The organism is Pseudomonas sp. NBRC 111139 (assembly GCF_001753955.1).
Classification (GTDB): Bacteria; Pseudomonadota; Gammaproteobacteria; order Pseudomonadales; family Pseudomonadaceae; genus Aquipseudomonas; species Aquipseudomonas alloputida.
The window spans coordinates 74,698-85,647 of record NZ_BCBP01000039.1; the positions used below are offsets into that span (position 1 = coordinate 74,698).

Sequence of the window (10,950 nt, forward strand, 5' to 3'; positions counted from 1 at the left end):
AGCATCGGCCTTCAGCGGACTATAGGGAGATGGCGGGGGCCTGAAAAACGATGGAATCCGGGTCTGACTGGCGTTTTTTTTAATGGCTGCGGGCCGGGCGCTGCAAAAGCCGCCCGGCCACGTGGGCGCTTAGGCCAGGTTACGCTTCAGCTCGGCGATGTGCTCCGGGCCGATGCCACAGCAACCGCCGACCATGCTGGCACCCCGCGCACGCCAGTCCTTGGCCCATGCCAGGTAACCCGGCGGATCGAGGTCTTCGCGCAGTTCGTCCAGGCCATCGTTGGCAGTGGCTTCTTTGGGCTGCGGTGGGAAGGCGTTGGCATAGGCACCAATGGCAATCTCGGCGTTGTGCCGCTCGATGACGGAGCGCGCGACATCAATGGCGGCGCCGATCACCTCAGGCTGGCTGCAGTTGAACAACACCGCAGCCACCCCCAGGCTGACTGCGGCTTCGATGGCGTCGGCCACCGGTTCACCGGAGCGCAGGCGCGGAACCTCGTCGACGTCCTCGTCCTGCAGGGTGAAGGACACCCAGAACGGCCTGCCGTCTGCCGGCAAATGGCTATGAATGGCCCGCACTTCGGCCACGGAACTCTGGGTTTCGGCCAGCCACAGGTCAACATGCGGGGCCAGGCCCTGGAGCAACGGAGTCAGCACCTCTGCCACACGCTCGGGCTGGAACAGGTCGGGGCGGTAGGACCCGAACAGCGGCGGCAGCGAACCGGCCACCCTGACCGGGTGCGCGCCGCTATCTGCCGCGTGCCGCGCAAGCTGGCCGGCGATATGGGCCAGCTGTCGCCCTTCGGCGGCAAAGCGTTCTTCACCGATGTGGAACGGCACTACTGCATAGCTGTTGCTGGTGATGACCTGCGCACCCGCATCGATGAAGGCTGCATGCACGCCCACGACCGCCTCCGGCGCCTCGCTCAGCGCCAGCGCCGACCACTCGGGCTGGCGAAACGGTGCACCGCTGCGCTGCAGCTCTCGGCCCATGCCACCGTCCAGAATTACCATCGTTCGCTCTGCCATATAACTTCTCTGAAGGTTCTTATGAATAAAATTCATTATGGGGATTGGGGTTATAACTATTAAATACCCTATCACCCATTTGCCCAACATATCAGGTATGTACATGCGATTTTCTTCTCTGCTGGGTGCGGGCCTTGTACTGCTCGCAACTGCCACCCAAGCCTTTGCTGGCGCCACGTTGGAGCGGGTTGAATCGCGCAAGGAAATGGTTAACGTGCTGATGGAAAGCTACCCGCCGTTTTCCTTCCTCAATGACCACAACCAGCTCGACGGTTACGACGTGGACGTGGCCAAGGCAGTGGCCGACAAGCTCGGCGTCAAACTGCGCCTGGAAACACCGTCCTGGGACGTGATTGCCGCTGGCCGCTGGAGCGGGCGCTACGACATCTGCATTTGCTCGATGACCCCGAGCAAGGCACGCGCCGAGGTGTTCGACTTCCCCGTGGAGTACTACGCATCGCCCGCCGTGATCGTGGTCAATGCCTCGGATGAGCGCATCCATGGCGCCAAAGACCTGGAAGGCCGCAAGGTGGGTTCGATCAGTGCATCGAGCTACGAAAGCTACCTGAACAAGAACCTGGTCATTGAAGGCAAGGAAGACCAGAAGATCGATTACCCGTTCGACTTCGTGCAGGCTGCGCCCTACGACACTGAAAACGTCGCCTTCCAGGACTTGGGCCTGGGCACTGGCGTGCGCCTGGACGCCATCATTACCAACCTGGTGACCGCGCAGCCGCGCCTGCAGCAAGACAAGCGCTTCAAGCTGGCCGGCGCGCCGCTGTATGAAGAGCCCAACGCGGTGGCCATCGAAAAAGGCGACCCTGAGTGGGATGCCAAGGTACGCCAGGTGTTCGCCGAGCTGAAGGCTGATGGCACCCTGGCCAAGCTGTCGCAGAAATGGATTGGCGCCGACATCAGCAAATGAGCACCTTCCCCCCCTCCCCCAAGCCCGTGGCAAAGCCAGCGGGCGCCGGCCTGTTCGGCTTTCGCACCCGGTTACTGCTGACCTGGCTGGCGCTGTTCGGGCTGTTTGTCGCCTTCTTCCTCAGCTTTGACCTGAAGTTCGCCATCATTCTGGAGAAGTTTCCCAACCTGGCCGGTTTCAAGCTGGGGCCCAATGGCTTTCTGCAAGGCGCCGCACTGACCCTGTTCCTGTGCCTGTGCTCGATGGTGGTATCCGTGCTGCTCGGCTTTGCCGCCGCGCTGGCACGGTTATCCAACAGCGCGGTGCTGGTAGGTGTGGCCAGCTTCTACACCTCGTTCTTCCGTGGCACACCGCTGCTGATCCAGATTCTGCTGATCTACCTGGGGCTGCCGCAGGTGGGCCTGGTACCCGGCGCCATCAGCGCCGGCATCATTGCCTTGTCGCTGAACTACGGGGCCTACCTGAGCGAGATCTTCCGGGCCGGCATCCTCGGCGTGGCCCGTGGGCAACGTGAAGCAGCATTGGCGCTGGGCATGCGCACGCCGCAGATCTTCTGCCACATCATCCTGCCCCAGGCCATGCGGGTGATCATTCCGCCCACCGCCAACCAGTTCATTTCGATGCTCAAGGACTCGTCGCTGATTTCCGTGATGGGGGTTTGGGAGGTGATGTTTCTGGCGCAGTCGTATGGGCGTTCGAGCTATCGCTACCTGGAAATGCTGACCACCGCCGCCGTGATCTACTGGGTGCTGTCGATACTGCTGGAACTGCTGCAGGCGCGGCTGGAACGGCATTTTGGCAAGGCTTATCAGCGCTGAGGGCTGCCACACGGCCCTTGCAGAATCATCTACGCAGGCACGACGTGCAGGAGCGCCACTAGGGCGCTCCTGCATCGACCGCGTCAACTGAAGCCGCTTTGCCGCTCACAAAGCTTTCATCTCGGCAATATCCCGCGCCACCTGATCTGCAGAGTGGTCGAACATCGCCTGTTCCTGCGCATCCAGCGGCAACTCGATCACCCGCGCAAGCCCCTTCTCTGCCAATACACAGGGCACACCCATGGCGATATCCGTTCGCCCATACTCGCCCTCAAGAATCGCCACCGCCGGCAAAATACGGTTCCGCCCGTTGGCGATCGCATCGACCATCTGCGCAATGGCCACGCCCGGTGCATCGCAGGCGCTCCCCGTCTTCTTCAACCCCAGAATCTCGCCGCCGCCCTTACGGGTGCGCTCGACAATCTGTTCGATCTGCTCGCTGGACAGGAAGTGCGACAACGGCACCGAGCCAATCTGGCAGTAGCGCATCAGCGGCACCATGCTGTCGCCATGCCCGCCCAGCACCAACGCCGTGATATCCCGTGCAGAAAACCCGGTTTGCTCGGCGATGAAGCACTTCATGCGCGCGGTATCCAGCACCCCCGCCTGCCCGAAGACCTTGTCGCGCCCTAGCCCGCTGACGCTCCAGGCGCGATAGGTGAGCACATCGACCGGGTTGGACACCACCAGCACCGTCGCTGTCGGCGCGTGGTGCTTGATATCCGCCATGATGCTGTCGAGGATTGGCAGGTTGGTACTCAATACATCCTGGCGCGACTGGCCGGGCTTGCGCGGCACGCCCGCCGTGATCACCACCAGCTCGGACCCCTCCAGCATTTCGGCTTTGGCCCCGCCGTGAACATGGGTATCGGAACCTGAATCCACAGCCGCCTGCCAAACGTCCAGCGCCTTGCCCTGCGCCAGCTCACCCTGCACGTCCATCAACACCAGCTCACGGCACAACTCATCCCGGGCGATGATCTGCGCCGCCGCCTCGCCGACCAGGCCGGCACCCACAATCGTTAATTTGTTCACCAGACACCTCCCAGCGGCGCGCGCCACCAGGAACACGCCTGCGTATAGAGAGAAGTATTGCCTGCCGGGGCTAAATGGCCACCCAAGACGATGCGACTACCTTCACTTGACAGTATTCCATGGCAGCGCGAATACTTTGGCCAGATTCATATAGATGACCATACAACAAGGTGAATCAATCGATGACCATGCTGCCCAAGCGCCCCGTCGCCACACCGCCGCACACCGGCCTCAGCGCCACACCTCCCTGCTGCCCATCTTCCGTTACCAGGCGCCCGCCTGTGAGCGGCAGCTAGCGCAAAGCCGCGTCCCCTTCCTCGAAAACGTAGCAGCAGCCCCAACGGCAGCCACCTGGGCATGCCCCGTGGAAACGCCCGTCACGCCTTCAAACCCTGAGTGCAGCCGAGCGCCAGCCCAACCGAGACTCCTTGAATGACTCCCTTAGATATACAGCTATTACTGACAGCCTTGGCCAGTGTTCTGGTGCTGGTGGCGCTCATCGTTTCGCGCCTTAAGATGCACCCGCTGCTGGCCTTGCTGGTGGTGTCCATTGGCGTGGGCTTCGCGACGCATATGGCGCCAGGCAGCATCGTCTCCCACCTGCTCACCGGCGCCGGCAAGACACTGGGCGCAGTGGGGGTGGTGATCGCGCTGGGTGCGATGCTCGGCAAGATCCTGGCTGACGCAGGCGTCACGGAACAGGTCGCGGATGTCATCCTCAAGCGCACCTCCGACCGCATGATCCCTTGGGCCATGATGCTGGTTGCCTTCGTCATTGGCATCCCCATGTTTTTCGAAGTCGGCCTGGTGATCATGCTGCCGCTGATATTCAGCGTGGCGCGCAAACTGGAAAGCAAGGCGCGCTTCAAAGGCTCGGCGTATGTGTATGTAGGTGTGCCGGTCATTTCGGCGCTTGCCGCCATGCACGGCATGGTACCGCCGCACCCAGGCCCCCTGACCGCCATCGCCGTGCTCAAGACCTCGGTTGGGCCCACCATGCTCTATGGCTTCCTTGCCGCCATTCCGGCAATGATCCTGGGCGGCCCGCTGTACGGCATGTTCATTTCACCGCGCATGAACACGCGGCCCGATCAGGCATTGCTGGACCAGTTCACACTGGCTGAAAAAGCCGATGGCCAACCCCGCCCCGGAGTAATGGTCGGCATGCTGGCCGCATTGCTGCCGGCCATCCTGATGCTGGTGCATGCCGTCGCCGAGATGCTGCTGCCCAAAGGCAATGCGCTGCTGGAAATGGCCAGTTTCCTGGGCAACCCGCTAATCGCCATGCTGCTGGGCGTGCTGTTCGCCGGCGCCAGCCTGGTGCTAGCGCGCGGCGGCGACGCCGAACAGCTGCGCGATGCACTGGGCAAAAGCCTCAAGCCGATTGCCTCGATCATCATGATCATTGCCGGTGGCGGTGCCTTCCAGGAGATGCTGACCAGCGCCAAGGTAGGCGATGCCATTGTGCACCTGACCCAGCAATCTGCCTTCCCTCCCCTGATTCTGGGGTGGCTGATCGCGATGCTGCTCTCGGTGTCTACCGGTTCCGCCACGGTCGGTATCGTAGGGGCTGCCGGCTTGCTGGCGCCGCTGGCAGGTGCAGACCCCAGCCTCAACCTGCCTTTGCTGGCCTTGTCCATCGGCTGCGGCTCGCTGTTCTTCAACTATGCGAACCATGCAGGCTTCTGGATGGTGAAAGAATCCTTTGGCATGACCATGGGCGAAGCCACCAAGACCATCTCGGTGGTGCAGTCCATTGTGGCGGTGGTTGGCTTGATCGTGGTGTTGCTGCTGAACTCGGCCATCACCATAGGTTGAACTTGAGTCAACGGGGGCTGCACAGCAGCCCCAATCTGGCCCCACCCTCGAGCAACGATCTGGCCTAACGCTGCAGATCCTGCTCGCTTCGTTCCATTACCTTCCCACACTGCTCACTGGCCAACCGGCTGATGATCCGGATCGCCTGATGGATACCGGCCGTGTTGCGAAAACTCAGACGCGGGTTGTGTTCGCACTCGAGCATTTCGTCGTGCTGGACCAGGGCCTCGCCTAGCAGTTCAAGGGTCCAGGCGTAGCTTTGGATGGTGGAGAGGCGTTCTTGGTCAGACATGGCGGGCCTCCGATTGGACGGAGGTGAAGAAAGGTTTGCCGACGGTGAGCTCACTCAGGGCGGCCGAAGAACAACGGCGGCGAACGGATACGCGGATCTGTAACGGGTTTACGGTGGTCATGCATGAGTTCCTTTCGTGATGGAACTGCCACCGCTCGCGGCCAAGCAAGTTAAGGTGGCAGCAGTACGCGGGTTGGCCGACCGGGACGAAAGGAGCCCGGCACACCCGAAGGTGTCCCGCGCACCACCGCCATAACGCAACATCGCGGGCACAAAAAAAGCGCCTGCGATGAAGATTGGGCGCTGATGCGCCTTTCGATTCCGACCGGCCAAGGTCGCATCGCCGATGCTTCGGCGACGTAGGGACTTTATTCCTGGGTGGCGGTTTTCGCAAGTTTCTCGGGGTACGAATAGCCAACGCGCGCCGTAGGAAAACGGCTTGCCACAGGTCACATGTACTTCCCAGGATAAATGCGGTCCGTGTAGGAGCTGGCTTGCCTGCGAAGGGCTGCGCAGCAGCCCCATACCCCATATGACTGGAATAATCCTTCAGCGACCTTCAGCAGATTAGGCCAGGCGCAACATGCGATACCTGGCCCAATCAACACCCTCGCCTAACCCTCCAACTCCTGGCCATCGCGTTCCAACAACTTCCCACACTGCTCACTGGCCAACCGGCTGATAATCCGAATCGCTTGATGAATCCCAGTTGTAGTTATTCCTGACTGCTTTTCCGTGCCCGTGACGATGCCGGCCTCGACACTGCCTTCTTCGCTTTGACTGCTGCAGGGCTTTTCCCTCGTTTCGGTCCGGTCCCTACATAGGAACTGGCCAGCGGCGCGGCCACAGCGATTGGCCCACCAGCCTTCAACTGGCCGACAGTGTTGCCGACGAGCGTTGCAGTGGGCTTATCTTTGGCAGTCATCACCATCCCCATCCGCACGCCAAAGAGACGCAGCACGGCCTCCAAAGTGCTGAGCTTCGGATTCGACTTCCCGCTTTCCAGTTCGTACAGGCTTTTCGTGGACATCTTGCACATGGCCGCGAAGGTCTCTTGGTCAAGCCCGGTGACTTCGAGCCGTAGACGGCGGATGGATGCCCCAATTGGATCGAGCCCCTCCGCGTTGCGCTTGACGATATCCTCTACGAGCTGGGCGCGCTCTTCAGGCTGTAGTTTTTTCATCGCAGTCCCCACTCCACGAGTCGCTTGTCCAGGTTATTCACGGGTAGAGAGGCGGCATTGCGCATCGATTCGGGCGCATCGGTCAGCAAATCGGGCAACGCCCGGAATGCCTCAGCCGCATTCATCAACCGTTGCAGCAGGACATCGGGATCGGTGTAACCAACCAGCTCAGCGCAGTTATCGCGCCAATTGGAAGACCCCTTGCGCTCCGCCGCCCACTTCGTCGTCCGTGTGATGCCCTCTTCATCCAGGATCATTGGCGCGAGGTCATAGATTGGCGCCAAACGAAACTTCCCACCCACACGCATGATGGAGGTGTTGCGGCCGTGGTTATCGGTGTTCCCTAGAATGCGGTTCAGCAGATCGCGCCGCACATACTCGAACACCAGGTCGTCCACCTCATCCTGCTGGCCGTTATCGATCCATAGACCTACCAGGCGGTGAACCACTTCGGCATGCGCCATCGGATGCGCGTAGCCGGTAATGCCGCAGATCGAGTACACCGACTCCAGCGGTATACGCTCCACCACGCCATCCACTACTCGGCGATCAAATCGTGGCATCCAGAGGCTTGGCTTCACTGCCTCTTCAAGCGCCAAACCATCAGTGGCAACCGTATCAAGGCCGAGGGCAGCAACCGCCTTGTAGTAATGAAACTCTGTTCGCAGGATGTCTTGGTCGCGCTCGCCGCCTCGATTACGCGCGAACTTGATCAGCCAGTGACGGCACGCCTGGTCATCGGGGAGCATCGCATCAGCGTAGAGAGCACCGTTGTGGGCTTCGGTCATGACCAGCTTGGGGGCTTGCCCGTTGGCACCGGTAGCACCGCCCAACGCCGCGCCGGTTTCATAGGCGTACTCAAGAAATTCGTTCGTCCTGTCCACGACCTCAGCACGCGCGAAAGCCTCGTTCCGGTCCGGCTGAAGGCCTTCCACCGATTCCTTGATGCGCAGGTGCCCAATAGGCGCCGGCGTGAAACGTTCCAGAAGGTAAAGCCCCATTTCCACGCCTTCAGGCTTAAGACGCCCGTAGCGGGATTCAAGAGAGTCCTTGGCAGCACCAGAGGGAATGATGTCGTAGAGGAATGCTGGATACCCTTTGACGTCATGGTGGTCCCAGTTCAACGGAAGGTTAACGCTTAGGGCGAGTTCGCAACGATCTTCCATGCGATCAACGTTCGCGATGATGTAGTCGCCGTCGTAGGCGACAAGGCACCTTCCATCAGCAACACGCTCGGGGTTCTCAACCGTAAGTGTCGCTGCATCGCGCCATGCACCATCGGAGAAAGCCTGGATCGTGAGTCTGAGCGGCATCGGGACACCATTAATCAGTACTTTAATGCTGATTATCATAGTGCGCATGGCAGGAATCGGCAATATTTTGCTGATTAAAAGCTTAAGCACGGATAAAACCGGCATCACACTACCGATTATGCATTCACATCGCGCGGGAGGGGGGCTAGAGGTCGTTGCTGCGCCTGGAAGGCAGGAAGTGCATGTGATTCAACCTTTGGGTTATAGGACCATGTTTAATTGCGTTGGGTAGGTGGTGGATGGCACGGGCTTCGCCCGCGTTCGCGGGTAAACCCGCTCCTACAGGGGGGTGGAACGGCTACGCCTTGATGAATCCATAGGTCACCCACATCCAAGCGAAGCCAAAGGCCGTCAGCCACGTGGATACCTGTAGAGCCAACTTAAGTTTTGCAGGGAAGTTTTCTAGTTCTTCGATGTCCAGATGCCCTCGGCGCATATGTACGCCAGGCCAAATGAGTATTCCACAAAGAAACGTTATCAGCAGCCACCGAGCGCCAAAGCGCCGCGTGCCCAAAAACAGTTTCATTTGCTCCAGGCCGGGATGACTTTGGATAGCCGAGGTTGCAACAGTGAAATTTCTTGTACCCGCGATGAATGCACTGACCGCACAACCGGCCAACGCGATCACGAACGGACACGCCAGCATTATCCACTTCAGCCACACGGGCCAACTCTCGAACTCAGTCATAATGTGATTCGTAGATCAGCTCGCCCATTTGCTCACCGCCCTCCGCACCGGCGATGCTCCCAGCAAAAGCCCCTCCCCCGACCAGCGCAATGCCACATACCGGCGCCCCGAAACCCGCGGTACCAGCAGAGAACACCCCACATACAGCGAGCGCAGTGATCCCAGCAATCTTGCCACCCACGATCCCTCCCGCCAGCCCCCCAGCGAAAGCACCTGCCTCAGACAAACGAATTTTTTTGCAGGCTTCGGTTTCCCCTGCACGGCAGGCCTCTTGGACTTTCAGATAGGAAGATGTACCACCTAAGCCAATTCCGACATGCCCACCATACCGAAGGTACTTACTAAGCTTCGCCACTTTGTCCAAGTATGTGGCGTACCCAGGAATCTGCCCTGGCCCACCGGCTTTCGACCAATGATGCACAAGGCTCTTGGTCGAGATATTCAAGCTTTTCTTCAGCCGCTCGTAGGCCCCTAGATTCAGATGTTTATTTAGAAAAGTCGCCTTCAGCTGACCATCTAGCTGCTCCAATAACAGCCGTCGTTCGGCGAAGAACGATGGACTATTCAGATGGCCATGGCGCAGAAATTCTTGCTGATGCAAACGCTCGATGTTGCCAAGTGTGCTGCGAAGCTGCCGGAGGCCGTGGTCCATCATGTCCTTACCCACCCCCATGGAGAGACTGGCGTCACTAAGCAGTCCGGCAATTTCAGCCTGATACTCCATCATGAAATCTGACTCGGCAAAATCGAGTACAGCCAAGGAACGTCGCGCGCGCTCGGCGGCCGCCATGAGTTGGCCCTCCTCCTGAGTGCAGGCATAACCGTTATCCGGATCGCCGATGACGAAGATTTCCCCTGCCTTGAACCCCCGCTCGAAAGTCGGGTTCAGGCGTTGCAGGTACGAAATGGGCAAGGTTGAATCATGGCTAGCCAGCTCCAACAGAATCTGCGGGAACGACATGCTCCGGGGCACCACATAGAATCCCGGCTGCATCTGCCCAGGCAACCCGCCAACCATGGCGGGCGAAGCCCCTGCCAAAGCGCTAGAGCTCCCAGGGCCAGCGGGTGTGAGGCTAGTGCGTAAGGCAACCGGCAGCCGCGGCGGGGGCATTTCCCCTATAGGCGCCACCACCCGGTTGCTACCCTCTGGGCAACCGCAATCAACTAACGCACCATCCATCGCGACTGGCTGGCCATCCGAGATGAAGTGCCACACCCCTTCGACGACCTTTCCTTCCAGCCCGCAAAGTGGACAAGGTGTGGTGGGATCCCCCATCCTCAGGACCATTCGTCCCTCGTCGAGGTAACCTTCCCCGGTAGCGATGCAAATCGCACCTGTGGTGGTCACATCACCGTCTACTGCTTGGCCAAGCCCATCCAGACTGACGCGCATTTCAGAGTCCCTTTCGAACTGTAGGAGCGAAAGAACCTAACAGCTAAGAAGGGGCAAATGAGGCCTCGAGCAGCTAACGAGACGATTCCTACGAGCAACGCGGATTTAGGACTAGGCACGACCTAACGGTTTGAGAACTAGACTCTGTCTGAAAAAAGCCGTCGTCCCCTTCCAGCCTCAGCCTGCGCAGAAATTCGAGCTCGGCCAGAACGTCAACCAGCGGCGAGTCAAAGGACGGGTTCAGTAGCTGCAGGTCGCGGTGAGAAAACTGGGGCATCTCAAAATTTTCTCTAAACGGGAAAATCATTATCTAGAAAAATTTCCGTTCTCACCCCGTAAACACTGGCCAAAACCTGATCGACAGCTAACCATTATCTAAAAATACGTCCAACCCTAAGTGGAAAACTGCGAACCATAAAGTCAAAAACACGCAGATCCGTGGGGAAAAAAGCGGGA

Annotated in this window: 11 protein-coding genes and 1 pseudogene; 3 read left to right on the forward strand and 9 right to left on the reverse strand. The window is 59.6% G+C overall.

All coding sequences use genetic code 11. The features are described 5' to 3' along the window. Positions 1-129 precede the first annotated feature (129 nt). Positions 130-1,014 (reverse strand): homocysteine S-methyltransferase family protein, encoded by an 885-nt coding sequence (locus BJQ17_RS16105; protein ID WP_019750412.1) that lies wholly within the window; start codon positions 1,012-1,014, stop codon positions 130-132. 118 nt (positions 1,015-1,132) lie between these two features. Between BJQ17_RS16105 and BJQ17_RS16110 the strand changes: the two genes are divergently transcribed. Both BJQ17_RS16110 and BJQ17_RS16115 read left to right on the forward strand, forming a co-directional pair. After that, positions 1,133-1,954, forward strand: coding sequence for an ABC transporter substrate-binding protein (locus BJQ17_RS16110; protein WP_003247511.1), 822 nt, complete (start codon positions 1,133-1,135; stop codon positions 1,952-1,954). Further along, the gene (locus BJQ17_RS16115; protein ID WP_003247513.1) at positions 1,951-2,772 is read left to right on the forward strand and encodes an amino acid ABC transporter permease; all 822 of its coding nucleotides are present in this window, start codon (positions 1,951-1,953) and stop codon (positions 2,770-2,772) included. The genes BJQ17_RS16110 and BJQ17_RS16115 overlap by 4 nt, the downstream gene beginning before the upstream one ends. A gap of 105 nt (positions 2,773-2,877) precedes the next feature. Here BJQ17_RS16115 and BJQ17_RS16120 read toward each other — a convergent pair whose 3' ends face one another. After that, positions 2,878-3,807 (reverse strand): malate dehydrogenase, encoded by a 930-nt coding sequence (locus BJQ17_RS16120; RefSeq protein ID WP_070096320.1) that lies wholly within the window; start codon positions 3,805-3,807, stop codon positions 2,878-2,880. 432 nt (positions 3,808-4,239) lie between these two features. On the opposite strand from BJQ17_RS16120, the gene BJQ17_RS16125 reads away from it, so the two are divergent. Continuing rightward, positions 4,240-5,625, forward strand: coding sequence for a GntP family permease (locus BJQ17_RS16125; protein ID WP_070096321.1), 1,386 nt, complete (start codon positions 4,240-4,242; stop codon positions 5,623-5,625). Positions 5,626-5,689: 64 nt separating this feature from the next. On the opposite strand, the gene BJQ17_RS16130 is transcribed toward BJQ17_RS16125, so the two are convergent. The 7 genes and pseudogenes from BJQ17_RS16130 to BJQ17_RS32575 all read right to left on the reverse strand — a co-directional run. Further along, positions 5,690-5,917: a hypothetical protein gene (locus BJQ17_RS16130; protein WP_014755271.1), complete on the reverse strand. Its 228-nt coding sequence runs from the start codon at positions 5,915-5,917 to the stop codon at positions 5,690-5,692. Beyond that, on the reverse strand, positions 5,910-6,038 hold the full coding sequence (locus BJQ17_RS32135) for a hypothetical protein (protein ID WP_256559744.1): 129 nt from the start codon (positions 6,036-6,038) through the stop codon (positions 5,910-5,912). Before BJQ17_RS32135 ends, BJQ17_RS16130 begins: the two co-directional genes overlap by 8 nt. A gap of 594 nt (positions 6,039-6,632) precedes the next feature. Further along, positions 6,633-7,100, reverse strand: a complete 468-nt coding sequence (locus BJQ17_RS16135; RefSeq protein WP_070096322.1) for a helix-turn-helix domain-containing protein — start codon at positions 7,098-7,100, stop codon at positions 6,633-6,635. After that, positions 7,097-8,518 carry a type II toxin-antitoxin system HipA family toxin gene (locus BJQ17_RS16140; RefSeq protein WP_083285070.1) on the reverse strand — a complete coding sequence of 474 codons (1,422 nt, stop codon included), beginning with the start codon at positions 8,516-8,518 and terminating at the stop codon, positions 7,097-7,099. Before BJQ17_RS16140 ends, BJQ17_RS16135 begins: the two co-directional genes overlap by 4 nt. Before the next feature lie 193 nt (positions 8,519-8,711). Further along, the gene (locus tag BJQ17_RS16145; protein ID WP_003247529.1) at positions 8,712-9,101 is read right to left on the reverse strand and encodes a hypothetical protein; all 390 of its coding nucleotides are present in this window, start codon (positions 9,099-9,101) and stop codon (positions 8,712-8,714) included. Further along, positions 9,094-10,494, reverse strand: coding sequence for a PAAR domain-containing protein (locus BJQ17_RS16150; RefSeq protein WP_070096323.1), 1,401 nt, complete (start codon positions 10,492-10,494; stop codon positions 9,094-9,096). The genes BJQ17_RS16145 and BJQ17_RS16150 overlap by 8 nt, the downstream gene beginning before the upstream one ends. Before the next feature lie 118 nt (positions 10,495-10,612). After that, positions 10,613-10,771, reverse strand: a pseudogene (locus tag BJQ17_RS32575) (Fic family protein); the annotation flags it as partial. Positions 10,772-10,950: the final 179 nt, after the last annotated feature.

Coding starts and splice junctions, on each gene's coding strand:
- BJQ17_RS32135 (WP_256559744.1), bottom strand. CDS start 6,038: ATGACCACCGTAAACCCGTTACAGATCCGCGTATCCGTTCGCCGCCGT.
- BJQ17_RS16110 (WP_003247511.1), top strand. CDS start 1,133: ATGCGATTTTCTTCTCTGCTGGGTGCGGGCCTTGTACTGCTCGCAACT.
- BJQ17_RS16145 (WP_003247529.1), bottom strand. CDS start 9,101: ATGACTGAGTTCGAGAGTTGGCCCGTGTGGCTGAAGTGGATAATGCTG.
- BJQ17_RS16105 (WP_019750412.1), bottom strand. CDS start 1,014: ATGGTAATTCTGGACGGTGGCATGGGCCGAGAGCTGCAGCGCAGCGGT.
- BJQ17_RS16115 (WP_003247513.1), top strand. CDS start 1,951: ATGAGCACCTTCCCCCCCTCCCCCAAGCCCGTGGCAAAGCCAGCGGGC.
- BJQ17_RS16140 (WP_083285070.1), bottom strand. CDS start 8,518: ATGCCGGTTTTATCCGTGCTTAAGCTTTTAATCAGCAAAATATTGCCG.
- BJQ17_RS16150 (WP_070096323.1), bottom strand. CDS start 10,494: ATGCGCGTCAGTCTGGATGGGCTTGGCCAAGCAGTAGACGGTGATGTG.
- BJQ17_RS16130 (WP_014755271.1), bottom strand. CDS start 5,917: ATGTCTGACCAAGAACGCCTCTCCACCATCCAAAGCTACGCCTGGACC.
- BJQ17_RS16135 (WP_070096322.1), bottom strand. CDS start 7,100: ATGAAAAAACTACAGCCTGAAGAGCGCGCCCAGCTCGTAGAGGATATC.
- BJQ17_RS16125 (WP_070096321.1), top strand. CDS start 4,240: ATGACTCCCTTAGATATACAGCTATTACTGACAGCCTTGGCCAGTGTT.